Genomic DNA, 25,370 nt, shown 5'->3' on the forward strand with positions numbered 1-25,370 from the left:
AAGAACGCAGACCGATAACAACAGACGCCCGGAACGCGATCCCGGTTGAAAACGATCAGGCAACGACATTGATGATCCTCTGCGGTACAATAATGACTTTCTTTGGCGGATTACCATTCAACGCGGCCCTGACGAAATCAAGCGCGAGGGCAGCTTTTTCGACCGCCAATTGATCCGCATCTCTGGCAATTGTCAAATCACCACGCTTCTTGCCGTTGATCTGCACCGGCAACGTCACATCGTTCTCGACGATCAGTGCCTCGTCATAGGTTGGCCATGGCTGATGTGCGATAAGATCCTTGCCGTTCAGCGCTTTCCAGCATTCTTCAGCCAGATGCGGCATCATCGGTCCAACCATCGCCAACAGCATATTGGTCGCTTCGCGGCACGCGGCGATCATCACCATGTCCGCTTCCCCGGCGGTGATTTTCTGCAGAGGTCCTGAAAGCACATTCACCAGTTCGTACAGCCGGGCGACCGCTTTGTTGAAGGCGAGCTTTTCGATATCCTCGCCGACCAGCTTGACTGTCCGGTGTGCGGCCTTGGAAATTTGCAGCGCTTCACCTTCGAGAGCGGATGCAGGCTCGACAGCCTGCAATACTCCCGCTGCCTCCGAGATTAATCGCCACACGCGCTGCACGAAGCGGTGCGCGCCTTCGGCGCCTGCCTCCGTCCAGATCACATCGCGCTCGGGCGGCGAATCCGACAGCATGAACCAGCGCGCTGTATCGGCACCATAAGAAGCGATGATATCGTCCGGATCGACCACATTCTTTTTGGACTTCGACATCTTCTCGATCGAACCGATCTCGATCTCTTCTCCGGTCTCGATCAGGATCGCACGGCGCTTGCCGTCACTCTCTTCGACCTTGACCTCCGCTGGCATAACCCAGCCGTCCTTGCCCTTGTAGGTCTCGTGCACGACCATGCCTTGGGTAAACAGGCCCTTGAACGGCTCGCTGATATCCAGATGGCCCGCGACCTTCATTGCCCGCGTGAAAAACCGCGAATAGAGCAGATGCAGGATCGCATGCTCGATGCCACCGATATATTGATCCACTGGCAGCCAGTGATTGGCGATCTTCGGATCGGTGGGTTCATTCTCCCAAGGCGCCGTGAATCGCGCAAAGTACCAGGACGAATCGACGAAAGTGTCCATCGTGTCGGTTTCACGACGCGCAGCCTTGCCGCACTGCGGACAGTTCACGTGTCGCCAGGTCGGGTGACGGTCAAGTGGATTGCCGGGGCGGTCGAATTCGACATCGTCCGGCAGCTTGACTGGCAGATCGGCCTTCGGCACAGGAACGACACCGCAATCGTCACAATGGATCATCGGGATCGGGCAGCCCCAATAGCGTTGGCGCGAAATGCCCCAGTCGCGCAGACGGAAGTTGACCTTCCGTTCACCTTGCGGCCGATTGCCGATCGTCTGCTTTTCCAGCTGGTTCGCCACCTGCTCGAATGCCGCGGCAGGTGTCATGCCATCGAGGAACTGCGAATTGATCATCACCCCGTCATCGACATAGGCCGTTTCAGTGATCTGGAACGTCGCCGCATCCGCGTCCTTCGGCATGACCACAGGGACTACGGGCAAGCCATATTTGTTGGCAAAGTCCAAATCGCGCTGATCGCCCGACGGGCAGCCGAAGATCGCGCCCGTGCCGTAGTCCATCAAGACAAAATTTGCGACGTAAACCGGCAGCTTCCAGTTCGGATCGAACGGATGCTCGACGCGCAGACCGGTGTCGAAGCCCTTCTTCTCAGCCGTCTCCAGCGCAACAACGGACGTGCCGGCCTGGCGGCATTCCTCGTTGAACTTCGCCAGCGCTGCATTGGTTTCCGCGGCCTTCTTCGCCAACGGATGGTCTGCCGCGATCGCGATAAACGACGCACCGAACAGCGTATCCGGACGTGTCGTATAAACCTCGATCTCGTTCTCGCCGCCGGCGTGCGACTTATCATCCAGCGCCCAGCGGATCAGCATGCCTTCGGACTTGCCGATCCAGTTGCGCTGCATCAGCCGCACCTTATCAGGCCATTGGTCGAGATCGTCCAGCGCGCTCAGCAATTCCTCATTGAAATCGGTGATCTTGAAGAACCATTGCGTTAGCTCACGCTGTTCGACCAGCGCGCCGGAGCGCCAGCCGCGGCCATCGATCACCTGTTCATTGGCAAGAACGGTCATGTCCTCCGGATCCCAGTTGACCTTGGAGGATTTGCGCGTCACCAGCCCCTTTTCGACGAAGTCGAGGAACAGCATCTGCTGGCGATGATAATATTCGACATCGCAGGTTGCGAACTCGCGCGACCAGTCGAGTGACAGCCCCATGGATTTGAGCTGGCTGCGCATGGTTTCGATGTTCTGATAGGTCCAGGTCTTCGGGTGAACCTTGTTCTGCATCGCAGCGTTTTCCGCCGGCATGCCGAATGCGTCCCATCCCATCGGGTGCAGTACGTTGAATCCCTTGGCTCGCTTGTAGCGTGCAACGACATCGCCCATGGCATAATTGCGCACATGGCCCATGTGAATGCGGCCCGAAGGATAGGGGAACATCTCGAGCACGTAGTACGGGTCACGCGGATCGTCATTCGGCGTTTCGAAAAGTTTGGCGTCGTCCCAAACCTTCTGCCAATGCTTTTCGGCTACACGGGGATTGTATCGTTCGGTTGCCATGAACGGGATTCTCTTGCAAAGGATACTGGATTAGGGTGCGTCGAAGTTCAAGTCAGGGTGAGCCGAAAATGGTAATTTTCGAGAACCGGAACGGAGTGAACTTTTGGTTCATGAGTACCGGAAGCGCAGAAAAGTACCATTTGCAGGCCACCATGGCGTGAATCTCGACACACCCTAGTGTTGCGGGACCTTCACCACGTATTGGTGGGACCGTCAACCATTTGAAGCTGAAGGAACCCGCGAAAACCGGGCTCGTGTATCATAAATAGGACTCAACTGCGCCATGCCCAATGCCGTTGAACAACTTTTTGCCGTTCAAAGCGAAATTCGCAAGGCCGAAGCCGAGGCCAACCGTTCAGAAGGTTCGGTGACATTGGTAGCGGTTTCCAAGACTTTTGATGGCGAGGCGATTCGCCCGGTTATCGAAGCCGGGCAGCGCGTTTTCGGTGAAAATCGCGTACAGGAAGCTCTGGCGAAATGGCCATACCTGCGTACCGATTTTCCGGATATCGAATTGCACCTGATCGGCCCGCTGCAGTCCAACAAAACGCAGGAAGCTGTCGCTCTTTTTGATGTGATCGAAACTGTTGATCGTGAGAAGATCGCCGCAACTCTGGCCGTGGAAATGAAGAAGCAGAACCGCTTTCCGAAGCTCTTCGTTCAAGTCAATACCGGCTCCGAACCGCAGAAGGCCGGCATCGAACCCAAGGAAGCATTGGCCTTCATAACGCGCTGCCGCGACATGCATGGCCTCATAATTGAGGGCCTGATGTGTATCCCGCCAGCCGATGAGAACCCTGGGCCACATTTTGCCCTTTTGCGCAAGATTGCGGCCGATGCCGGCGTGGAGAGGCTTTCCATGGGCATGTCGGCCGATTACCGGATTGCCATAGGTTTCGGTGCGACGTCGGTGCGCGTCGGCTCGGCGATTTTCGGCGCTCGCTAGGTCCTACCAGCTGCGGCGCGGCCCGGTATCGATGTGATAATAACCCGCCGGGTAGCGCTTCATCCCACCCACATCTTTCGCGGAAGAAAGAAAATTGATCAATCCGGACGCGCCGCCATGCACGCGGAAATCCACCGCCTGACAGCTGAGGTGATAGGACTGATCACGTCCGCCAACACTGCGATTGCGTGATCGCGAACGAACGGTGGAGTTGACAGTTATCGGGCCATATTTGGCCGATACGCGGTTGAGCACATTCCTTAAACGTTCCGGGACACACTTCGACGGAGCCTTGTAATCGATATAGGCCTTGCCGCGAGGCATGGCGGCGAGCACCAGAGGGCTTATCTTGTCGAAGACGGAATCTTTCAACAGATGCGCGTGCTCATCACCGAATAGATGAGCGCCAATTCGCTCTTGAGGGTTTGACGGTTCAGGCAACGTTCCGGCATCCGCGGGGATTGCCAGTGCGAGCACCATCAGAAAAAGCATCGTGAATTTCGCGCGGAACACAACACTGCGCAAGGGTTGAATTATCATTCTTCGATCCTTGGTGTGGCGCAGATTTTATGATTATAGGGCGCGCCTCATTTGTCCTCCCAAGTCAAGGCAGCGACCGATCAAGCCGAAATGTGTTCAAAATGGACCGCGTTCCATGACAAAATGTAACGGTATATTACAACGCCCGGTTGTAGACGGCGGCACAACACCTCTACGATCAGCCATTTGAGATATTTACGCCATGATTTGCATGATGCTATGGAAGGCACTTCACCCCTCGCTCGAGGGGTTCGCGGGTGGAGGCCCGTCATCTCAGGTTCTGGAGGAAATTGATGTCCGAGAAGGTTTATCCCGTGCTGGCAAGCGCGAAGAAAAGCGCGCTCATCGACGATGATACCTATCAGAACTGGTACAAGCAGAGCATCAAGGATCCGGAGAAGTTCTGGGCCAAGCACGGAAAGCGCATCGATTGGTTCAAACCTTTTACCAAGGTGAAAAACACCTCGTTCCAGGGAAAGGTCGCGATCAAATGGTTCGAGGATGGCGTCACCAACGTCTCCTACAACTGCATCGATCGCCATTTGAAAAAGCGCGGCGATCAGGTTGCCATTATCTGGGAAGGCGACAATCCCTATCTCGACAAGAAGATCACCTATAATGAGCTTTATGAGCAGGTATGCCGTCTCGCCAACGTGTTGAAGAAGCACGGGGTCAAGAAAGGCGACCGCGTCACCATCTATATGCCGATGATCCCCGAAGCCACCTATGCGATGCTCGCCTGCACACGCATCGGCGCCATTCATTCCGTGGTTTTCGGCGGCTTCTCTCCGGACGCGCTGGCGGGCCGCATCGTCGACTGCGAATCCACCTTCGTCATCACCTCGGATGAAGGTATGCGGGGTGGCAAGCCTATCCCGCTCAAGGATAACACCGACAAGGCGATCGATATCGCTGCCAGGCATCACGTCAGGGTAAAGAACGTGCTGGTTGTGCGCCGCACCGGCGGCAAGACAGGCTGGGCGCCGGGCCGGGATCTCTGGTACCACGAGGAAACGCAGAGCGTGAAGCCCGAGTGCAAGCCGGAGAGGATGAAGGCGGAAGATCCGCTGTTCATCCTCTATACGTCGGGTTCAACAGGAAAGCCGAAGGGTGTTCTTCACACCACCGGCGGCTATCTGGTGTATGCGGCGATGACGCATCAATACGTCTTCGATTACCATGATGGCGATATCTACTGGTGCACGGCCGATGTCGGCTGGGTCACCGGCCACTCCTATATCGTTTATGGACCGCTCGCCAATGGCGCGACCACGCTGATGTTCGAGGGCGTCCCCAACTATCCGTCGGTTTCGCGCTTCTGGGAAGTCATCGACAAGCACAAGGTCAACATCTTCTACACCGCCCCGACCGCCATTCGCGCGCTGATGAGCGCCGGTAACGACCCCGTCACGAAGACATCGCGCAAGTCGCTGCGCATCCTTGGCTCCGTTGGCGAGCCGATCAATCCGGAAGCCTGGGAATGGTATTATCAGGTGGTGGGCGAAAAACGCTCGCCCATTGTCGATACCTGGTGGCAGACGGAAACCGGCGGCATACTGATCACGCCGCTACCCGGCGCAACGGCGCTGAAGCCGGGTTCGGCAACGCGGCCGTTCTTTGGAGTTCAGCCGGAGCTCGTCGACAATGAAGGCAATGTGCTTGAAGGTGCTGCCGACGGCAATCTGTGCATCACCGATTCATGGCCCGGCCAGATGCGTACCGTCTATGGCGATCACAAGCGTTTCATCGAGACCTATTTTTCCACCTACAAAGGCAAGTACTTTACCGGCGATGGCTGCCGCCGCGACAAGGACGGCTACTACTGGATCACCGGACGCGTCGATGACGTGCTCAATGTCTCGGGTCATCGCATGGGCACGGCAGAAGTGGAATCCGCCCTTGTCTCGCACGATACAGTTTCGGAAGCCGCCGTCGTCGGTTACCCGCACGACCTGAAGGGCCAAGGCATTTATTGCTATGTCACGCTGATGGCCGGCCTTGAGGGCACTGATGCGCTGCGCAAGGATCTCGTTGCACATGTGCGCAAGGAAATCGGACCGATTGCTTCGCCCGACAAGATACAGTTCGCGCCCGGTCTGCCCAAGACCCGCTCGGGCAAGATCATGCGCCGCATCCTGCGCAAGATCGCCGAGGACGACTTCGGTGCGCTCGGCGATACATCGACGCTTGCCGATCCAGCTGTCGTCGACGATCTGATCGCCAACAGGCAAAACAAGAAGGGCTGATCTTTCCTTCTTTCATAAAGCACTACCTGGAAATTCAGCCTGACGAGTCAGCTGGTGTGGTTTTTCGAGAACCGGAGCGGAGTGGACCTTTTTGTCCATGAGCACCGGAACGCAGAAAAACTGCATCAGATGGCCATCAGGGTGGATTTATCGATACAAATCCGCCCGTGTCTGCGGCACCGCCGACAACCCCCGCTTGCGCTTGGATGCCAGCGTCTGATTGATCTGCACGGTTCCCCGCTCGAAGGCCAGCGCGCAACCGGTCAGATAGAGCAGCCAAAGCCGTGCCTTGGGCGCGCCGACTTCGGCAATCGCTTGGTCAAACCGGGCGTGCAGCCGGTCCGCCCACATCCGGCAGGTCTTGCCGTAATGTTCGCGGAGATTCTCGACATCATGCACCTCAAAACCGTGGCCTTCGAGATTTTCCACCGTCATGCCGAGGTGATCCAGCTCGCCGCCCGGGAAAATATACTTTACCAGCGCCAGGTGCTCGGCGCTCTTGCGCCCGAAGGTCTTCTTGTTGCGTTTCATGCGCCGCGTGATCGCATGATGTAGGTAAAGCCCGCCCGGCCGCAGCAGGCGGCGCACGCTGGAGTAATAGGTATCGTAGTGCGCTATGCCTACCGCCTCGAACATGCCGATTGACGAGATCTTGTCGAACTGACCTTCGAGGTGTTCGTAGGATTTGACGTGGATGGTGATCTTGTCTTCGAGGCCTTCGGCCTTGATCCGCTCCCGCGCCAGCGCCGTCTGCGCCTCGGACAGTGAAACACCCGTCCCGATCACGCCATAATGCTTCGCCGCATAGATCAACATCGCGCCCCAGCCGCAACCGATGTCCAAAAGCCGGTCGCCGGGTTGCAACCGCAGCTTGCGGCAGATCAGCTCCAGTTTGTCCGCCTGCGCTTGGTCGATCGTATTGGCCCAATCGGTGAAATAGGCGCAGGTGTAGACCATGCGCTCATCGAGAAAGAGCTGATAGAAAGCGTTCGACACATCGTAATGATGGGTGATGGCTTCCTTGTTGGAGCCGCTGACAAAGGGGTCCTTGCCGCCCAGACCGGAATTGCTGGCCTTGCCGCGGCCAAGCAGCAGCGAAGGCACATCTTTTAGCAATTGCCATTTCGGCAGGCTCTTCAGCTTCTGCTTGAATTTTCCCTTGGGACCGCGCTCGACGAGATCGAACAGCGTGCCATTCTTCACATCGATTTGTCCGGAAACCCATAATTCGACGATCGAGCCGATATTGGGTTTCAGGGCAAGCTGGCGCACAACCATGGGATCGTTGATCGCAAGAATTGGGCCATCGGTTTCGCCAATTCTGGTGCCATCCCATAATTCGACGGCAAATTGCGGCTCTAGTACATCGATTACCGTGCGGATAATCCGCGCCGCTCTATCTTCAGCTGCCATCCTGTACCCCTAAACACCGCGCTGGCGCTGATTGGGCACCGGGTGTGCTTCGTGAAAAACATTTTCTTGGCTTATGGCCGCAAACCGCTATTTGCAAGCCATCAGAAAGTCTCGACAAATTTTTCTCTTGAAACGCGGGCAAAGACACCCCATTCTTGTTTTGTGTTCAACGAATGTAAAGGAGGTGATCCGATGTCTCGTGATTTCGAAAACTGCCACAAGGCGTCTGATGCTTTCCATCGGGGATCGTCTCTCCGTTGAATAAGCGCCTTGGCTGAGTCCAGGGAAGAAGGCCAAACGACAGCTTTGTGCCAGACGGAATTGCGGGGCCACCCTTCGGGGTGGCCCTTTCCGTTTATGCCGCGCGCTTGCCGCTGATCTGGAAGCCGATCGCCTTCAATACGGCGATTGTCGTCTCCAACGTCGGGTTGCCGTTTTCGCTCAAGGAGCGGTACAGCTGTTCGCGTGCCAAACCCGTTTCCCGCGCTATCTTCGTCATGCCCTTGGCGCGCGCCACAACTCCGAGTGCCCTCGCGATGTATCGCGCGTCTCCGGTCTCGAAGGCATCTGCCAGAAAGACTTCTATCGCCTCGTCGGTTGTCAAATCCTCGGCGGGATCATACGGAATCAATTTTTCAACCATTCCAACTCCTCCAAGCGTCAGCCAAATGTTTCGCCATGCGGATGTCCTTTGCCTGCGTGCTTTTGTCACCACCGCAGAGAAGAACCACGATCACATCTCCACGCCTCTGAAAATAGATGCGATATCCAGGACCATAGTGAATTCGCAGTTCACTGATACCGTGCCCTACGGGTTGCACATCGCCTGCGTGCCCGAAAGCAAGGCGATCTAACCGCGAAGCGATCAAAGCTCGCGCTCGCTGGTCTTTGAGTTCCGTTCGCCATTTTCGAAATGTTTCAGTTTGTTCAAGCTGGACCATATATGTATTTTTTAAATCACAAAATGTCAATAACCTCGGATCGTATCGCCAAACCGCCGCAGACAACACCAACGCCAGATTGCATGTGGTAACTCTTTGCTCTTTGCAAAATTGATGATACCAAGATTTGCCTGAAAACGGTGCATTCTGCCTAATGCCAAGGCAAGATCCCTCTGAAAGTTTTGAACAATGTCGGCTGCTATAGTCCAAAACGCGCCAAAGCGTGCATGGCGTGATGAAATCGTTGCGATGCTCTCGCTGAGCTGGCCGATGATTCTCACCAATCTTGCGCAGACCGCAATGACAGCGACCGATGTCATGATGATGGGCTGGGTCGGAGCAAGTACGCTGGCGGCCGGCGCGCTCGGCACTAATCTCTATTATGTTCCGATGATTTTCGGCCTCGGCCTGATGACCGCAACCTCGCCGATGATGGCGCGCGAACTCGGACGCAACAAATTCACCGTCCGCGAAATACGCCGCACGGTACGTCAGGGGCTGTGGATCGCAGTCACCATTTCGATTCCGATCTGGCTCATATTGTGGAATACCAAAACGATCCTCATCGCCATGGGGCAGGATCATGCGCTCGCTGCCGAGGCTGGCAATTATGTGCGTGCGCTGCAATGGGCGGTGCTGCCCTTCTATTGCTATATCGTGGTGCGTTCTTTCATCGCTGCTCTGGAACGCCCCGGCTGGGCGCTTGTCATCGCTCTTTTTGCCGTCGCCTTCAATGCGCTGGCGAACTGGCTGCTGATCTTCGGTCATCTTGGCTTTCCGAGGCTCGGCATTGTCGGGTCCGGCATCGCGACGTCGTTATCTTCTGCCTTGATGTTTGCCGGCTTCGTCATTGTCATTTCTTTAGACAAGCAATTCCGTCGCTATCGCCTGTTCGGACGCTTCTGGCGTGCGGACTGGCCACGCTATCGCGAACTATTGCGCCTTGGCCTGCCAATTGCTGCGATCCTCAGCTTCGAAGTAACGATCTTCAATGCCGCTGCCTTCCTGATGGGACTGATAGGGGCTGATTCGCTCGCCGCGCATGCCATCGCCATCCAGATCGCCTCGATCGCCTTCATGGTGCCGATGGGTTTTGGTCAGGCGGCAACGGTGCGCGTTGGGCGGGCCTACGGCGCGCAGGATCCTGAAGGCATCAAGCGCGCCGGCTGGGTTGCGTTCACGGCGGGCACCGGCTTCATGGTCCTCACCGCAATGCTGATGCTACTGGCACCCCACGCTTTGATAAGCGCTTTCATCGACGTCAACGACCCTGCCAACGCCAAGGTGATTTCGCTCGCCGTTACATTTCTGGCCTTCGCCGCGTTGTTCCAGATATTCGATGGCGGTCAGGCCGTCGCGAGCGGCATGTTGCGCGGCCTGCACGATACCACCATACCGATGATCTATGCAGCTATCGCCTATTGGGGTGTCGGCCTGCCATTGTCTGTCGGCCTCGGCTTCTGGCTCGGCTTGGAAGGCGCAGGCATCTGGCTTGGGCTGTTGTGCGGTCTCGCAACGGCCGCTCTTTTGCTGATCAGCCGCTGGCTACGTCGCGAAAAACTTGGCATCGAGATTATCCGCTAGAGCAATTCCAGGAAAAGTGGGAACCGGTTTTCCGTCCGGAATTGCGTAAAAACAAAGAGCTGGAGCAACTCCGTGATTCGAAGAAAAACGGAAATGCTCTAGAAGTCGATCGTGCGGCCTTTGATTTCCCAATCCCCGAAGCGGGCAGGATCCTTGCCGCCCCGCCCGCCTATTTCGCGCGGCTGATCGGCCTTTTCCTTCTCGGCCTTGCGGCGTGCTTCCGCCTCTTTCAGCGCCCGCTGCGCGGCTGGCGGCAGTTGCTCGAACGTCGGACGCGGCCGGCTGTCGTCATTATCCGCATGCGGCGTCGTTGTCGTATGGTCGTCGTTCATAACGCTGATACTCGTCATTGAAGCTTGCTGTATAAAACACCATCATATAGCGGAAGACGACCAGTAAAAGGAATGAACTTGATCGATTTGTCCAATACGGGAGGACTGCTGCCATGAATGTGATGCGCACCGGAATGCTGCTTGCCTTTATGACCGCCCTGTTCATGGGCGTCGGTTTTCTCATTGGCGGAACCGGCGGCATGATGATCGCCCTGGTCATTGCCGCGGGCATGAATCTGTTCAGCTACTGGAATTCCGACAAGATGGTGCTGAACATGCACCACGCGGTTGAGGTCGATGAGGCGAACGCACCGGAATACTACGCCATCGTTCGCGATCTGGCCGCAAATGCCAATCTTCCCATGCCGAAGGTCTATCTGATACAGAACGATCAGCCCAATGCCTTCGCGACGGGGCGTAATCCGCAAAATGCCGCCGTGGCCGCCAGTACGGGCCTGCTGCAGCGCCTTTCACCCCAGGAAGTTGCAGCCGTCATGGCGCATGAACTTGCCCATGTTGAACACCGCGACACACTGACCATGACCGTAACTGCCACCCTTGCCGGCGCCATTTCCATGCTCGGCAACTTCGCGATGTTTTTCGGCGGTGGCAGCCGTGAAAACCATAATCCGCTCGGCTTCATCGGCGTGCTCATCGCCATGATCGTTGCGCCATTTGCCGCCATGATCGTGCAGATGGCGATCAGCCGCACCCGCGAATATGCCGCCGACCGGCGCGGTGCACAGATCTGCGGCAATCCGCTGTGGCTGGCATCGGCGCTTGACAAGATTGCCCGCGGCGCAAAGCAGATCGTCAACGAGGATGCCGAACGCAACCCCGCCTCCGCTCCGCTTTTCATCATCAATCCGTTGAGCGGCCAAGGCGCCGACAATCTGTTCTCCACCCATCCGAGCACGGAAAACCGCATCGCCGCGCTTGAGGCGATGGCGAACGAGTTCAGCCAGGCGCCCGCCGCCTCTCGGCCCGCCCGCGCACCACAGGCGCCGATCGACGACGAACAGTTGGATGACCGACCGTCCCCGTGGGGCCGCGATGGCGGCGGCCGTAAAGGCCCTTGGGCATGAGCGCGGAACCCGGCACCAGACGACCAGCCAAACGGCCTCTAGGCAAAAAACCGGCAGATTACATCGATGCGGAAGACCGTCCCGGTCTCGCAGCGCGTCAAGTGGCGACGCGCCTGCTTGGCGCCGTCATCGAGAAGCACACCTCGCTTGATGGTCTGACTGACAACAGCAACGGCCATCCGCAATATATGGCGCTCGACGACCGCGATCGCTCGCTGGTCCGCGCCATCCTCGGCGCCGCACTGCGCAATCGCGGCACCATCGAAGCCGCCATCGGCCAGTTGATCGACCGGCCATTGCCGGAAAACGCCGTTGCGCTGCGCCATCTTCTGGCAGTAGCGGCTGCGCAGATCCTCTATCTCGACCTGCCCGACAGGGCCGCCGTCGACCTTGCGGTCACCGCCGCCAATAATGATCCGCGCAATCGCCGTTTCGCCTCGATGGTCAATGCTGTCCTTCGCCGGCTGTCGCGCGAAAAGGAAACGTTCAAGAGCGAGGTCTATCCGCAGGCCAGCAATGTTCCTGCGTGGTTCGAGAACAGCCTCATTGCCGCTTATGGCAAGGACAAGACCAAAGCCATTCTCGACATCCAGAGCAAGGAACCGCCGATCGACCTGACAGTGAAAGGCGATCCGCAGATGTGGGCGGAAAAGCTTGGCGGCATCGCATTGCCAACGGGTTCCGTACGTCTTGCCACAGTCGAAGGCGCATTGACGTCGCTTCCGGGGTTTGCGGAAGGCGAATGGTGGGTGCAGGACACCGCCGCAAGCCTGCCAGCGAAGCTTTTCGGAGACATCGAGGGCAAGCGCGTCGCCGATCTCTGCGCTGCGCCGGGCGGCAAGACTGCACAGCTTGCACTGGCGGGCGCCAATGTCACCGCACTCGACCTTTCGGCCAATCGCCTCAAGCGTCTGCGCTCCAATCTCGAACGTCTCAAGCTTTCCGCCGAGACGGTCGAGGCCAATCTTTCGGCCTATCAACCAGCCCAGCTATTCGATGCGATCCTGCTCGACGCGCCGTGTTCTTCAACGGGCACGGTACGGCGGCACCCGGACGTGCCCTGGACCAAGACGCCTGAAGACATTGTGAAGCTGGCGCAGCTTCAGGCAAAACTCCTCGACCATGCCGTCACCATCGTCCGCCCCGGCGGTATTGTGGTCTTTTCCAACTGCTCGCTCGATCCACTCGAAGGCGAGAAAGTTGCCAATGATTTGCTTGCAAAGAACCCGGGCATAGAGCTCGTACCGGTAACCAAGGATGAAGTTGGCGGCCTCGCTGAACTCATCACCGCGGAAGGCTTTGTCCGCTCCACACCGGCCGATCTTGCCCATGAAAATCCCGCGCTTTCCGGCATGGACGGCTTCTTCGCAGCCCGTTTCAAACGGAAATACTAAAGTTTTAACGGTTTGTGCTCCATAGTCGGCGTTTGTCGAGGCGATTCGAAGCAATAATAATATGGTCGCGCTGAGCGAAACACCGCAATTGTGGGGACTGGCAACTGCGCAACTTTGGCGCCGTTTCCGCAGGCGTGTGCGAATGGGCCCCCTGTATCGCTGGCGGTTCACCGGTTTTACGCCCGAACGCGTTCTCATTGCCCCGCAGGATCTTCGCCCCGCAGATCCGCAACTGGCGGAAGAGTTCTACCACGGCCGTTTCGCCCTTGCCGGCAGGGTCGTCGAGACGGGCGGGCGCTCGCCGTTCCTGATTGAACCACCCAATGCCGCGTGGCAGGCGGCCCTGCACAATTTTGGCTGGCTACGCCATCTGCGCGCCGCGGGCACAGATCTTGCCACCGCCAACGCACGGGCGCTGCTCGGCGACTGGATCACCACCCACGGCCGGTCGATTTCAGGACCCGCCTGGCTGCCCGAAGTCACTGCACAGCGCATTATCGCTTGGCTGCAGCATTCGAGCCTCATCCTCGCCGGCACGGATCTTCGCTCGTACCGCCAGTTCATGCGCTCGCTCGCCATGCAGGTGCGTTATTTGCGAACCATGGCCGCCGTCATGGATGATGGCGAGGAGAAGCTGCGCGCGCGCATTGCTCTCGCGCTCGCTGTATTGGCCCTGCCCGTAACTTCCAGTACGAGCCGGTCGGCCCGGCGCAACCTTGAGTTCGAGCTCGTGCGGCAAATCCTGCCGGATGGCGGCCACATCTCGCGCAACCCGCTGACGATCCTTGAACTGCTCGCCGATCTTCTGCCCTTGCGCCAGACCTATGCCAGTGGCCAGGAAGCGCCCCCCAAGGCATTGATCGAAGCCATCGAACGCATGCTGCCCGCGCTACGATTCTTTCGTCATCACGACGGCAGTCTTGCTTTGTTCAACGGCGTCGGCGCGACCATGCCGGAACGGGTAATCGCGGTGCTGCGCCACGATGATATTGGCGGGCTGCCGCTCACCCACGCCCCGCATTCAGGCTATGAACGGCTATCTATGGATTCCACAACGATCATCGCCGATACGGGTCTCGCACCGCCTGTGACCGCCTCCCGGGATGCCCATGCCGGCTGCCTTTCCTTCGAGATGTCCTCCGGTCGCAATCGTTATATCGTCAATGCCGGCGTCGATCGCTACGGCCCGCCGGAATTTCGCCCCTTGGCGCGTTCCACCGCCGCCCATTCGACAGCCACGATCAACGACACGTCCTCCTGCCGGTTCAGCTCCACGTCGGGACTGTCGACGATGATCGGTACGCCGATTATCGCTGGTCCGACGAAGGTCAATATTGAACGGATCGAACGCGAAGGCGCAGTCGGATTCGTCGCCAATCACAATGGTTATGTCCGGCCCTTTGGCATCTATCATGAACGCCAGATTGTCCTTTCGCACAATGGCAGCGTCATCGAAGGCATAGACAGTTTCTTTGCTTCCGGGCGTAATCCACTCCGCGACACGGGTGCCGAGGACGTTGTCATCCGTTTCCATCTGCACCCATCAGTCAACATCACAGTCGATGAGCATGGCCTGATCATCCTGCAAGCGGAGAATGATGACATCTGGATGTTTTCGGCGACGGTCCAGCCCTTTGTCGAGGATTCGCTGTTCTTCGCCGGGTTCCGGGGGCCGGTCAAAACCCACCAGATCACGCTTTCGGTCAACGCGGCCCAGCGCCCGGAAGTCGAATGGCAGTTCACCCGTACGACCCTCGGGGTCTATGGATAACATTCTCCCATTGTCTCTCCTTGGTTGAAAAAACCCGCCCGATCACCAATCTGTGTCTAAGCTTCGGGGGCGACATCCGGCCTTATGGCTTGTATAGAGTTGCAACGTTGCGCTCGCTCGGCGAGCTTGCACCTCTGTCATCGTCACATTCACCAGGAGTCTTCACCATGGAGTATCGTCAACTCGGCCGCTCCGGCCTTAAAGTATCCGCGCTCAGCCTCGGCACGATGACCTTTGGCGGCAAAGGCAATTTCGCCAAGACCGGGGACACTGACCTGGAAGGCGCCAAGCGCCAGATCGGCATGGCTCTCGATGCCGGGATCAACCTCATCGACACAGCAGACATTTATTCGACCGGTGCTTCCGAGGAGATCGTCGGACAGGCTCTCAAGGGCAAGCGCGACAGCGTCCTCGTCGCCACCAAGGCCAGGTTCCGCATGGGCGAGGAAATCAACGATGCGGGCCTGTCACGCTACCATTTGATCCGCGCTGCAGAGGCCAGCCTGAAACGCCTCGGCACCGATCACATCGACCTCTACCAGTTGCATCAGTGGGACGGACTGACACCGCTCGACGAAACGCTGGAGGCCCTCGATACGCTCGTGCGCTCCGGCAAGGTGCGTTATGTCGGCGTTTCGAATTTCTCCGCCTGGCACCTGATGAAGGCCATGGGCGTTGCGGCATTGGAAAAGTTCGTCGCACCTGTCAGCCAGCAGATCCATTACAGCCTTGAGGCGCGCGAAGCCGAGTATGAACTGATTCCTGCGACCCTCGACCAAGGCCTTGGCGTACTGGTCTGGAGTCCTTTGGCTGGCGGGCTGCTGTCCGGTAAATACCGCCGCAACAAGGCAACGCCGGAAGGCACGCGTCAGCTTGCCAATTGGGGCGAGCCGCCGATCCGGGATCAGGAGCGGCTTTACGACATCATTGAAGTTTTGGTCGGCATTGCCGAAGCCCGCAATATTTCTGCGGCACAGATTGCGCTGTCCTGGCTGCTCGGGCGCAAGGGCGTGACGTCGATCATCGTCGGCGCTCGTACGGACGCCCAGCTTGCGGATAATCTCAAGGCTGCCGATGTGGTCCTGAGCGCGGAAGAACGCGCAAGCCTCGATAAAGTCAGCCAGTTGCCGCTCATTTATCCGTACTGGCATCAGGCCCGGACCGCGTCCGACAGGCTTTCTGCCGCCGATCTTTCCCTTATCCAACCCCATCTGAAATAACGAAAAGCCGGGGGTGGGAGGACCGCCGGCAGCGAGAACCTTATGGCCTATTCCCGAGACACCTTACTTCCGCAATCTGAACTTGCCGAGGCGGCAACGGAATTGCCTGGGCTTTCCCCGGCATTGACCTTTTTGTTCGCCTTCGCCTGCGGGGCAATGGTCGGTAATATTTACTATGCGCAAGCGCTTATCGGTCTCATCAGCACCGACCTCGATATGCATGGCGGCATGGCCGGTTTTATCGTTACAGTGACTCAACTCGGCTATGGCGCGGGACTGCTGTTCCTTGTTTCGTTGGCCGATCTTGTCGAAAATCGCCGCCTGGTTCTTTTGACGCTCGCTGGCACCGCACTTGGTCTTGCCGGAGCAGCTCTGTCCGGCTCGGCAACGACCTTTCTCCTGTCCTCCTTCATCATTGGCTTCTTCGCCTGTGGTGCACAGGTTCTCGTGCCTTTCGCCTCCCATCTGGTTCCCGCCGCTTCTCGCGGCCGCACTATCGGCAATGTCATGGCGGGGCTCTTGACCGGCATCATGCTGGCGCGACCGCTGGCCAACCTGGTCGCTTCCGAGTTCGGATGGCGGGCGATCTTCTGGATTTCGGCAGCGGCAATGATCGCTGTACTTGTGCTGCTGCGTGCCGCGCTACCACAACGCCAGCCGCATGGCAGCATGCGCTATGGCGCTATCCTGAAATCGATGTGGCATCTGCTTGTCACCACACCGGCTCTGCAGCGCCGCGCATTCTATCAAGGCATCATCTTCGCCAGTTTCAATCTGTTCTGGACCGGCATTCCGCTGCTTTTGACCGACATTTTTGGCTACAGCCAACGCCAGATTGCTCTGTTCGCCCTGGCGGGTGCAGCCGGCGCCCTCGCGGCTCCCGTGGCTGGCCGTCTCGCAGACCGTGGCTATACAAGACAAGGTACTGCTACCGCCATGATCACGCTTACGATCTGGTTTCTGATTGCCGGTTGGGCTGGAACTGCCATCTCGATCACCGCGCTCGTCCTTGCGGCGATCTTCATCGACAGCGCCGTTCAAACCAACCAGATCCTTAGCCAGCGCATCATCTTCTCGCTCAATGATCAGGCGCGCGGCCGCCTCAATGCGATCTATATGACCATCGTTTTCCTGCTTGGTTCGGCCGGGTCGGCGCTTGCCGCCGCCACCTACTACTATGGCGGCTGGTGGGTTACTTCGCTGGCGGGGGCCATGATGGGTGTTGCGGTCCTGTTGGCGTTCACGACAGAGCCCCGCCCGAAAACATAAAAGATAGGATTCCAGCTTTGGCTGTGCTAACGGCCACGCAAATCCATTCATCCAGTCAAAGTTTGAGGACGTACACCCATGGCCGTCGCCGCCAAATCCTTTCCTGCTCCAAACCTTCATCCCGTGAAGAGGGCCCTTCTTTCCGTTTCGGACAAGGCTGGCCTTACCGCGCTGGCTCATGCGCTGCACCGCCATGGCGTCGAAATCCTCTCCACCGGCGGCACCTCCAAGACGATAGCCGCCGAGGGCATTCCGGTCCGCGACGTCGCCGACATTACCGGCTTTCCGGAAATCATGGACGGCCGTGTCAAGACCTTGCATCCGAAAGTGCATGGCGGGCTGTTGGCCGTACGAGACGATCCGGAACATACGGCGGCTATGCAGGCGCATGATATTGGCGCCATCGATCTCGTCGTCATCAACCTCTATCCATTTGAAGAGGTCCGTCATTCCGGTGCCGATTACGCCAATATTGTCGAGAATATCGACATTGGCGGTCCGGCCATGATCCGTGCCGCTGCCAAAAACCACGCCTATGTCGGGGTCGTTACCGAGACCGGCGACTACGACATGGTCATCGCCATGCTCGACAAGCATGAAGGCTCATTGCCCTATTCGTTCCGCCAGAGCCTTGCCGCCAAGGCCTATGCCCGCACGGCCACCTATGACGCAGCGATTTCCGGCTGGTTCGCCGAAGCCCTCATGACGGAAACGCCGTCACGCCGCGCTATCGGTGGTCATCTGCATTCAGTCATGCGCTATGGGGAAAATCCGCACCAGTCGGCTGGTTTCTATCTTACCGGCGAGAAGCGTCCGGGCGTCGCCACCGCTACCCAATTGCAGGGCAAGCAGCTCTCCTACAACAACATCAACGACACGGACGCCGCCTTCGAGCTCGTTGCCGAATTCGACCCGGCGCGAACATCCGCCGTCGCCATCATCAAACACGCCAATCCTTGCGGCGTTGCCGAAGGCGCGACCTTGAAGGAAGCCTATCTGAAGGCGCTCGCCTGCGACCCGGTTTCGGCTTTTGGCGGCATCGTCGCACTCAACAAGACGCTCGACGCCGAAGCCGCGGCGGAAATCGTCAAGACCTTCACCGAAGTCATCATCGCGCCCGACGCGACACCGGAAGCGCAGGCGATCGTTGCCGCCAAGAAGAACCTGCGGCTGCTGGTCACCGGCGGCCTGCCCGATCCGCGCGCCGGCGGCATCAGCGCCAAGACCGTTGCCGGGGGAATCCTCGTCCAGTCGCGCGACAGCGGCGTTGTCGACGATCTCGAACTCACGGTCGTCACCAAGCGCGCTCCAACCGACGCGGAAATGTCCGATCTCAAGCTTGCCTTCCGCATCGCCAAGCACGTGAAATCCAATGCCATCGTCTACGTCAAGGATGGCGCGGCTGTTGGCATCGGTGCCGGGCAGATGAGCCGGGTTGATAGCGCTCGCATTGCAGCCCGCAAAGCCGAGGATGCCGCCGAAGCTGCAGGAAACGCGACGCCCTTGACCAAAGGCTCCGTGGTCGCCTCCGATGCGTTCTTTCCCTTCGCTGACGGCCTGCTGTCAGCTGTCGCCGCCGGTGCCACCGCCGTGATCCAGCCGGGCGGGTCGATGCGCGATGACGAAGTGATTGCCGCCGCCGACGAGCATGGCATCGCCATGGTCTTCACTGGCATGCGCCACTTCAGGCACTGATTTTTGCAGCCGGATAGGGCGTTCTCAAAAGAATCGCCAGTCCGGCCAGCAAGAACAGGATGATCATCGCCATGCCGAGGCGCGGCGATCCGCTTACCGCTGTCACAGTTGCGACCAGGAAGGGCGCGAGAAAGCTTGTTGCCCTTCCGGACAGCGCGTAGATGCCGAAATAGCGCCCGGCCTCATCGGACGAAATGCTGCGCGCCATGTAGGAACGCGATGAAGCCTGCACCGGTCCAAACGCAATGCCGATGAGCAGTCCGAAGCCGATATAGGCTTTTTCTGCAGGTGTACCGAACAGACCTCCACTATCGGCGCCCGGCAATTGCACGACACCGAACAAGGTGAAACCAGGACCGGTCGAGACGATGCCGATCGTTGCAATGGTCAACAAGACCAACGAGATCACCACCACGACCTTCGACCCTAGTATCGTGTCAAGTTTGCTGGCGGCAAGACAGCCAAAAATGGCAACCACGTTGAGTATGATACCGAAAATCCCGATTTCCGCCGTGGCCCAGCCAAACATTGTCGCCGCGAAGGCCCCGCCCAGCGCGATCAATGCATTCACGCTGTCCTGATAGATCATGCGACCGACGAGAAAGCGAAAAAGCCCCGGCCGCTGCCGTACCTCGCTTAACGTGGACTTGAGTTCCGCAAGTCCGACCCGCACTGCCGGACCAGCTGCCAAGCCTCTCGCACCATCCGGCGTGAACAGGAACATCGGCAGGATGAAGACGAGGTACCATAGCGCCGACAATGGCGCCGTTGCGCGATCACCCTCGCCCGTCGCCGGATCGAGCCCGAAGATCGGTGCAAGGCCGAGCATGGTCTTGCCGGTCTGCGGCGAAGCGGCCATGAATGCCACGACGAAGATCAGCACGATCATGCCGCCGAGATAACCGAGGCCCCAGGCCATGTTGGATATGCGGCCGATATCCTTTGGTGCCACCAGCCGCGGCATCATCGAATCGTTGAAGACGATGGAAAACTCCGCCGCAATCGACGCCAGCGAAAAGAACATCAACGGGACAATCAGGCCTGAGCCTGGTGCCGCAAACCACAGCATGATCAGCGAGAATATCTTGATGATCGCGAAGAAACCGATCCACGGTTTGCGCCGTCCCGTCTGGTCGGCGATCGATCCGAGCACCGGCGAGAGCACGGCGATGAACAGCCCCGAAACGGCGATGCCATAACCCCACGCCGCCTGGCCGATGGCCGGATCGCTCGCCATGCGCGAAACGAAATACGGTCCGAAGATAAACGTCGTGACGACCGTGAAGAATGGCTGCGCCGCCCAGTCGAAGAGCATCCAACCCCAGATGCCTCTTCTCGATGCAGCCATTACGCTATCCCTTGCCCATCAAGCCCACCTGCCTATGACAGATCGGAAAGCAATCCGGCAGCCACCGCAAGCCGGGAGACGGTCAAATCGCCCGTTTCCACAATATTCGCCATGCGCTGCCGCACCTCGTCGACGCGTGCGCCCCGGCTCATCAGCCAGTCTTTTGCCGGATCGGCCTGCTTGCCATATTTGCTCAGTGCCGCCACGGCGATACCGCGCCGCGCCTGACTGATCAGGTCGGTGGCACGGGCAAGCGCCAGTCCGTCATAATAATCGGCGATGGAAACGCCGCGCGCCGCATCCTCGATACGGCCGATACGGAATGCTTCGGATATGTCGAAATAGGCCCTTGCTGCACTGGCAATGTCGATTTTGGCTTGCTGGGCCACGGCGGCGATATCCGGAATGATCGGCGCTATCTCCAGCCGCGCCAACTGCGCGGCAAGTGCCGGAGGCGCACCGAGAGCAGCGTTGCTGGCGGTATCTTCGCGGATGAGGCCGATCATCGATGCAGGCAGCAGCTTGTCGAGGCGCGGCTGCAGCGCATCGCGGGCCGTTTTGATCTCCGCGATCGCAGCACCGAGACCAACGGCGCCGGTGTGGTTACGCAGCACCCAGGCTGTCGTCCAGTTCAGCATCTGGGCGACGTTGGCATAGAAACCGTTTTGGGTTCCACCTGGTACTGCATTGTCCAGCGCGTCGATCCCTGCGAACACCTCATCCAGCTCAAAGCCGTCTCGCACGATCACGTAGGCGCGAACGATCTCCGGGCCTGATTGGCCGGTAAGGTCCGCCAGCCGGCTTACGAAAGTCGGCCCGCCGCGATTGATGACATCGTTGGCAAGCTGCGTCGCGATGATTTCCCGACGCAGGCGATGCGTGCGGATTTCGTCGCCGAAACCCTCCTTCATCTGACGCGGGAAATAGTCCATCAATTCGCGTTCGAGATAGGGATCGTCCGGCAAATCGCTGGCCAGAAGCTGGTCCAAAAGGACAATCTTCGAATAGGCAAGGAGCACGCCGAGTTCGGCCCGCGTCAATGGAATGCCTTCGACCTGCCGCTCTGCCATCGCCTTGTCGTCGGGCAGCGTTTCCACCTTGCGGTTAAGGAGTTTCCTTGTCTCGAGATCGTTGATGAAGCGCGCCTGATAGGCAAGGTCGGCGAGGCCGCGCCGCTGTGCCAGCGATAGCGCCAGTGTCTGCAAATAATTGTTGCGCAGCACCAGATCACCGACTTCCTCGGTCATCGATTCCAGCAGCGTGTTGCGCTTGTCACGTTGCAATTTGCCAGCGCGCATGGCCTGTGCCAGGGCGATCTTGATATTGACCTCGACGTCGGACGTGTTGACGCCAGCCGAATTGTCGATCGCATCGGAATTGCAGCGCCCGCCGAGCAGGCCGAACTCTATGCGCGCCTTCTGTGTCACGCCAAGATTGGCGCCTTCGCCGATGACTTTCGCCCGAACATCGCTGCCGGTGATGCGGATGGCATCATTGGCGCGGTCACCCGCTTCCGCGTCGCTCTCCAGCGACGAACGGACGTAGGTGCCGATGCCGCCGAACCACAGGAGGTCGACCGGCGCTTTCAGGATCGCCGTCATGATCTCGAACGGCGTTGCCGTGGTCTTGGCAAGGCCGATGGCCTTTGCGGCTTCCTTCGACAGGGTGATCGACTTTTGCGAGCGCGAGAACACGCCGCCGCCCGCCGAAATCTTGCTCTTGTCGAAATCCTGCCAGCTGGAGCGCGGCAGGTTGAACAGTCGCTGACGCTCCTTCAACGTCGCCTTCGCGTCCGGCTCGGGATCGATGAAAATATCGCGGTGGTCGAAGGCTGCTATCAGCTTCGTTTGCGGCGACAGCAGCATGCCATTGCCGAAGACGTCGCCTGACATATCGCCGACGCCAACAACGGTGAACGGCATTTTCTGGATGTCTGTGCCGATTTCGCGGAAATGGCGCTTCACGGCTTCCCATGCGCCGCGCGCGGTAATACCCATTTTCTTGTGATCGTAGCCCGCAGAACCACCCGAAGCGAAGGCATCGTCCAGCCAGAAATCATGCGCCTGGCTGATCGCATTGGCTGTGTCGGAAAACGTCGCCGTGCCCTTGTCGGCGGCTACAACGAAGTAAGGATCGTCGCCGTCGAGGCGGATCACATTTTGAGGTGGAACAACCGTCTCGCCTTCCAGATTGTCGGTCACCGAAAGCAGCGTCGCGATGAAGGTGATATAGGCCGCGCGGCCCGCCTCGAAGATGGCGTTGCGATCGGTGCCAGTCGGAAGGTGTTTCGGGAAGAAACCGCCCTTGGCGCCAACGGGAACGATGACTGCGTTCTTCACCTGCTGCGCTTTCACCAGACCCAGCACTTCCGTGCGGTAGTCCTGCGCACGGTCCGACCAGCGCAAGCCACCGCGTGCCACTGGACCAAAGCGCAGATGCACACCTTCGACCTCCGGCCCATAGACGAAAATTTCGCGGTAAGGCCGCGGCTCCGGCAGTTCATCCAGCGATCGTGGATCGAGCTTGAAGGCAAGCGTCACGCGTTCGTTGCCGCCTTCTTCCGGGGCAAAGGCGTTGGTGCGCAGGGTCGACTCGATGAGATTGAGGAAACGGCGCAGGATACGGTCATCGTCGAGGCTCGGAACGTCCTGCAGCGCTTCCTCGATTTGAGAGCGTAGCGTCGTCTGTTTGCGTTCCGACTTCGCACCGGCCCTCGCAGGATTGAGCCGCTGATCGAACAGATCGAATATCTGTCTGGCAATCGCCGGATAGCGGTTAAGCGTCGCCGCGATGAAATCCTGCGAATAGGGAATGCCCGCCTGCTGAAGATAACGGCCGTAAGCGCGCAGGATGATGATTTGCCGTGCGGTCAGCTGCCCGGTAAGGGCAAGCGCATTGTAGCCATCATTGTCCGACGCACCATTCCAGATGGAGCGGAACACGTCTTCGAAAAGAGCGCCATCATCGGCAAGATCGATCCCCGAATCCGAGGCGCTGATGAGCTCCATGTCATGCACAAAAAGCGGGCTGCCGTCGGCCGCAGGCAACTGGAATGTCTGCTCGCTGATGACGCGAAAGCCCATATTCTCCAGCAAGGGAACACGCTGCGAAAGGGCAACTGCCGAGCCATAATGATAGATCTTCAACGAAGCGGCATTGGGCCCGTCAGTGCGATGCCGATAGAAATCGACATAGAGTGGATTGTTGCGTGAAAGACCGGCAATGCGACTGGCATCGACCAGCGCCTCGTCGGGCGAAAAGTTTTCGCGATAGGAATCCGGAAAGGCCGCAGCAAGAGCGGTGAATTCCGCAGTTCCACGGCGATCTCCGACCTCCGCAACAGCATCTTCCCAGGTGCGGACGATGGAGCGAACGGTTTCTTCCAGCGCCTCACGTTTGACCTTGGGAAACTGGTCCTCGGCATGGCCGACGATAAAATGCACGCGGGCAAGCCCACCCTCGGGAAATGCCGGATAGTAAGCCGACACATGCCCCTCATACACTTTGGCAAGGTGCGAACCGATTTTCTCGCGCACGATTGAGTCATAGCGCTCGCGCGGCACGAAGACGATGATGGAAGCGAAACGGCCAAAAGGATCGATCCGCGGCAGGACACGCACGCGCGGCCGCTCGCCGAGCGCCAATATGATCTCGGCATACCGGGTCAGCGTCTTGACGTCGATCTGGAAAAGATCATCGCGCGGGTAACCCTCGAGTACCTTGATGAGTTGCTTTCCGGAATGATCTTCGAGATTGAAGCCAAGCCGGTGGATAACAGCCTCGGTTTTCGAGCGCAGATAGGGGATCTTAAGCACAGAACGCGTATAGGCGCCGGACGTGAACAGCCCGACGAAACGCAATTCGCCCGTAACCTTGCCCTCCGCATCGAACGTTTTCACGCCGATGTAATCCATATAGCCGCGGCGGTGCACCAGCGATTTTGTATTGGCCTTGGTGACGATCAGAGGCTCGGGACCGGTGAGAAAGGCAATGATCTGCGGGGTTGTCGTCACACCCTGGTTGCCGCGCTTCAAGACACGCACATCGGGATCGCTCAATATGCCAAGGCCGCGCTTGCCGGAGCGCTCCAGCTCACCTTGACTATTGTCGCCCTGATAGTCGTACTCACGCACGCCGAGAAAGGTGAAATTATTGTCACGCAACCATTCGAGAAACTCTGCTGCTTCCTCTGCTGCAGCTTTTTTCATCGGCGTTTTGCCGGTCTTGTAGGCTTCGATCGCTTCGCCCAGACGTGCGACCATGGCTCCGCGATCGCTAACGGCTTCGCGCACCTGCTTGAGCACAAGGTCCAGCGCCGCGGTCATGATCTCACGCGATGGCTCATCGAGCGCCGGTACATGAATTTGCATGACACTGACCCGCGCCACTTCTTTGCCCGGCTTGTCCGGACCCGCAGTCCCGAGAACGCTGTTCGTGTGTCTGTCGATATCCATGACCGGATGCAACACGAGATAAACCGCCGTGACGCGCTCACTGATTTCGCCAAGCACCGAGTCGAGCAGGAAGGGCATGTTGTCGTTGATCAGGGTAATTACCGTCACAGGACGGCCATCGCGGGAGACGATATTGCCTTCGCTGACATCGATGACTGGCCGTCCCGACTTGAATTGCGCCAGCGCATTCTCCGCAAGCTTCGCCGAGGCGGTCAGCGCACCCGCATCGTAGTCGGCAAGATCTTCTTCCGGCGCCCGGGCAAACAAAAGGTCTTCAAACAACCCTGCTTGTGGCTTCTCTTTCGGGGCTTTCGGTGGTTTTGACTTCGTGGCGACCTTTACGTCCGCTTTATTTTTGGAAGCCATCAAATATTTCCCCCTGGATTATGTATTTGGCGCGATCATAGCCTTTCAAAAGGCTTTTTCGAGCCTAAACTGCACGGTCGCGGTGAAAATCG

At 58.5% G+C, this 25,370-nt stretch carries 17 protein-coding genes; 9 read left to right on the forward strand and 8 right to left on the reverse strand.

Annotated elements, in window-relative coordinates:
- Positions 1 to 55: 55 nt before the first annotated feature.
- Complete coding sequence (gene leuS, locus LB462_RS09410) at positions 56 to 2,674, reverse strand: leucine--tRNA ligase (RefSeq protein WP_224507265.1); 2,619 nt, start codon at positions 2,672 to 2,674, stop codon at positions 56 to 58.
- Positions 2,675 to 2,957: 283 nt separating this feature from the next.
- Here leuS and LB462_RS09415 point away from each other — a divergent pair, with 283 nt between their 5' ends.
- On the forward strand, positions 2,958 to 3,620 hold the full coding sequence (locus tag LB462_RS09415) for a YggS family pyridoxal phosphate-dependent enzyme (protein ID WP_224507267.1): 663 nt from the start codon (positions 2,958 to 2,960) through the stop codon (positions 3,618 to 3,620).
- A 3-nt stretch (positions 3,621 to 3,623) separates the two neighbouring features.
- Here the strand turns inward: LB462_RS09415 and LB462_RS09420 are convergent, their stop codons facing one another.
- A complete protein-coding gene (locus LB462_RS09420; protein WP_224507269.1) occupies positions 3,624 to 4,160 on the reverse strand; it encodes a YcbK family protein in 537 nt (178 codons plus the stop codon).
- 293 nt (positions 4,161 to 4,453) lie between these two features.
- Here LB462_RS09420 and acs point away from each other — a divergent pair, with 293 nt between their 5' ends.
- Positions 4,454 to 6,406 (forward strand): acetate--CoA ligase, encoded by a 1,953-nt coding sequence (acs, locus tag LB462_RS09425; RefSeq protein WP_224507271.1) that lies wholly within the window; start codon positions 4,454 to 4,456, stop codon positions 6,404 to 6,406.
- 147 nt (positions 6,407 to 6,553) lie between these two features.
- Here acs and LB462_RS09430 read toward each other — a convergent pair whose 3' ends face one another.
- From LB462_RS09430 to LB462_RS09440, 3 genes are all read right to left on the reverse strand, one after another.
- On the reverse strand, positions 6,554 to 7,819 hold the full coding sequence (locus LB462_RS09430; RefSeq protein WP_224507273.1) for an SAM-dependent methyltransferase: 1,266 nt from the start codon (positions 7,817 to 7,819) through the stop codon (positions 6,554 to 6,556).
- Between the two features lie 355 nt (positions 7,820 to 8,174).
- Entirely contained in the window at positions 8,175 to 8,462 is a 288-nt protein-coding gene (locus LB462_RS09435) for an addiction module antidote protein (RefSeq protein ID WP_106712621.1), read from the reverse strand.
- Positions 8,455 to 8,760 (reverse strand): type II toxin-antitoxin system RelE/ParE family toxin, encoded by a 306-nt coding sequence (locus LB462_RS09440; RefSeq protein WP_224507706.1) that lies wholly within the window; start codon positions 8,758 to 8,760, stop codon positions 8,455 to 8,457. Before LB462_RS09440 ends, LB462_RS09435 begins: the two co-directional genes overlap by 8 nt.
- A gap of 189 nt (positions 8,761 to 8,949) precedes the next feature.
- On the opposite strand from LB462_RS09440, the gene LB462_RS09445 reads away from it, so the two are divergent.
- Entirely contained in the window at positions 8,950 to 10,344 is a 1,395-nt protein-coding gene (locus LB462_RS09445) for an MATE family efflux transporter (protein ID WP_224507275.1), read from the forward strand.
- 98 nt (positions 10,345 to 10,442) lie between these two features.
- Here LB462_RS09445 and LB462_RS09450 read toward each other — a convergent pair whose 3' ends face one another.
- A complete protein-coding gene (locus LB462_RS09450) occupies positions 10,443 to 10,694 on the reverse strand; it encodes a DUF1674 domain-containing protein (RefSeq protein ID WP_224507277.1) in 252 nt (83 codons plus the stop codon).
- A 95-nt stretch (positions 10,695 to 10,789) separates the two neighbouring features.
- On the opposite strand from LB462_RS09450, the gene htpX reads away from it, so the two are divergent.
- The 6 genes from htpX (at position 10,790) to purH (ending at position 19,110) form a co-directional block, all read left to right on the forward strand.
- Positions 10,790 to 11,761: a zinc metalloprotease HtpX gene (gene htpX / locus LB462_RS09455; RefSeq protein WP_224507278.1), complete on the forward strand. Its 972-nt coding sequence runs from the start codon at positions 10,790 to 10,792 to the stop codon at positions 11,759 to 11,761.
- Positions 11,758 to 13,155 (forward strand): RsmB/NOP family class I SAM-dependent RNA methyltransferase, encoded by a 1,398-nt coding sequence (locus tag LB462_RS09460; protein ID WP_224507280.1) that lies wholly within the window; start codon positions 11,758 to 11,760, stop codon positions 13,153 to 13,155. Before htpX ends, LB462_RS09460 begins: the two co-directional genes overlap by 4 nt.
- 61 nt (positions 13,156 to 13,216) lie before the next feature.
- Positions 13,217 to 14,926 (forward strand): heparinase II/III family protein, encoded by a 1,710-nt coding sequence (locus LB462_RS09465; protein WP_224507281.1) that lies wholly within the window; start codon positions 13,217 to 13,219, stop codon positions 14,924 to 14,926.
- 167 nt (positions 14,927 to 15,093) lie between these two features.
- A complete protein-coding gene (locus LB462_RS09470; RefSeq protein ID WP_224507283.1) occupies positions 15,094 to 16,146 on the forward strand; it encodes an aldo/keto reductase in 1,053 nt (350 codons plus the stop codon).
- A 42-nt stretch (positions 16,147 to 16,188) separates the two neighbouring features.
- The gene (locus tag LB462_RS09475; protein ID WP_224507285.1) at positions 16,189 to 17,415 is read left to right on the forward strand and encodes an MFS transporter; all 1,227 of its coding nucleotides are present in this window, start codon (positions 16,189 to 16,191) and stop codon (positions 17,413 to 17,415) included.
- A 78-nt stretch (positions 17,416 to 17,493) separates the two neighbouring features.
- Positions 17,494 to 19,110 (forward strand): bifunctional phosphoribosylaminoimidazolecarboxamide formyltransferase/IMP cyclohydrolase, encoded by a 1,617-nt coding sequence (purH, locus tag LB462_RS09480; protein ID WP_224507286.1) that lies wholly within the window; start codon positions 17,494 to 17,496, stop codon positions 19,108 to 19,110.
- Here the strand turns inward: purH and LB462_RS09485 are convergent.
- Positions 19,100 to 20,458: an MFS transporter gene (locus LB462_RS09485; RefSeq protein ID WP_224507288.1), complete on the reverse strand. Its 1,359-nt coding sequence runs from the start codon at positions 20,456 to 20,458 to the stop codon at positions 19,100 to 19,102. The two genes, purH and LB462_RS09485, sit on opposite strands and share 11 nt — an antisense overlap.
- Positions 20,459 to 20,490: 32 nt before the next feature.
- Positions 20,491 to 25,278: an NAD-glutamate dehydrogenase gene (locus LB462_RS09490; RefSeq protein ID WP_224507290.1), complete on the reverse strand. Its 4,788-nt coding sequence runs from the start codon at positions 25,276 to 25,278 to the stop codon at positions 20,491 to 20,493.
- Positions 25,279 to 25,370 lie beyond the last annotated feature (92 nt).

The sequence above is a fragment of the Phyllobacterium chamaecytisi genome, assembly GCF_020164455.1.
GTDB lineage: Bacteria > Pseudomonadota > Alphaproteobacteria > Rhizobiales > Rhizobiaceae > Phyllobacterium > Phyllobacterium chamaecytisi.

Excerpts from the sequence above, each read along its gene's own strand:
- leuS (WP_224507265.1), bottom strand. The coding sequence starts at position 2,674 with ATGGCAACCGAACGATACAATCCCCGTGTAGCCGAAAAGCATTGGCAG.
- LB462_RS09415 (WP_224507267.1), top strand. The coding sequence starts at position 2,958 with ATGCCCAATGCCGTTGAACAACTTTTTGCCGTTCAAAGCGAAATTCGC.
- LB462_RS09420 (WP_224507269.1), bottom strand. The coding sequence starts at position 4,160 with ATGATAATTCAACCCTTGCGCAGTGTTGTGTTCCGCGCGAAATTCACG.
- acs (WP_224507271.1), top strand. The coding sequence starts at position 4,454 with ATGTCCGAGAAGGTTTATCCCGTGCTGGCAAGCGCGAAGAAAAGCGCG.
- LB462_RS09430 (WP_224507273.1), bottom strand. The coding sequence starts at position 7,819 with ATGGCAGCTGAAGATAGAGCGGCGCGGATTATCCGCACGGTAATCGAT.
- LB462_RS09435 (WP_106712621.1), bottom strand. The coding sequence starts at position 8,462 with ATGGTTGAAAAATTGATTCCGTATGATCCCGCCGAGGATTTGACAACC.
- LB462_RS09440 (WP_224507706.1), bottom strand. The coding sequence starts at position 8,760 with ATGGTCCAGCTTGAACAAACTGAAACATTTCGAAAATGGCGAACGGAA.
- LB462_RS09445 (WP_224507275.1), top strand. The coding sequence starts at position 8,950 with ATGTCGGCTGCTATAGTCCAAAACGCGCCAAAGCGTGCATGGCGTGAT.
- LB462_RS09450 (WP_224507277.1), bottom strand. The coding sequence starts at position 10,694 with ATGACGAGTATCAGCGTTATGAACGACGACCATACGACAACGACGCCG.
- htpX (WP_224507278.1), top strand. The coding sequence starts at position 10,790 with ATGAATGTGATGCGCACCGGAATGCTGCTTGCCTTTATGACCGCCCTG.
- LB462_RS09460 (WP_224507280.1), top strand. The coding sequence starts at position 11,758 with ATGAGCGCGGAACCCGGCACCAGACGACCAGCCAAACGGCCTCTAGGC.
- LB462_RS09465 (WP_224507281.1), top strand. The coding sequence starts at position 13,217 with ATGGTCGCGCTGAGCGAAACACCGCAATTGTGGGGACTGGCAACTGCG.
- LB462_RS09470 (WP_224507283.1), top strand. The coding sequence starts at position 15,094 with ATGGAGTATCGTCAACTCGGCCGCTCCGGCCTTAAAGTATCCGCGCTC.
- LB462_RS09475 (WP_224507285.1), top strand. The coding sequence starts at position 16,189 with ATGGCCTATTCCCGAGACACCTTACTTCCGCAATCTGAACTTGCCGAG.
- purH (WP_224507286.1), top strand. The coding sequence starts at position 17,494 with ATGGCCGTCGCCGCCAAATCCTTTCCTGCTCCAAACCTTCATCCCGTG.
- LB462_RS09485 (WP_224507288.1), bottom strand. The coding sequence starts at position 20,458 with ATGGCTGCATCGAGAAGAGGCATCTGGGGTTGGATGCTCTTCGACTGG.
- LB462_RS09490 (WP_224507290.1), bottom strand. The coding sequence starts at position 25,278 with ATGGCTTCCAAAAATAAAGCGGACGTAAAGGTCGCCACGAAGTCAAAA.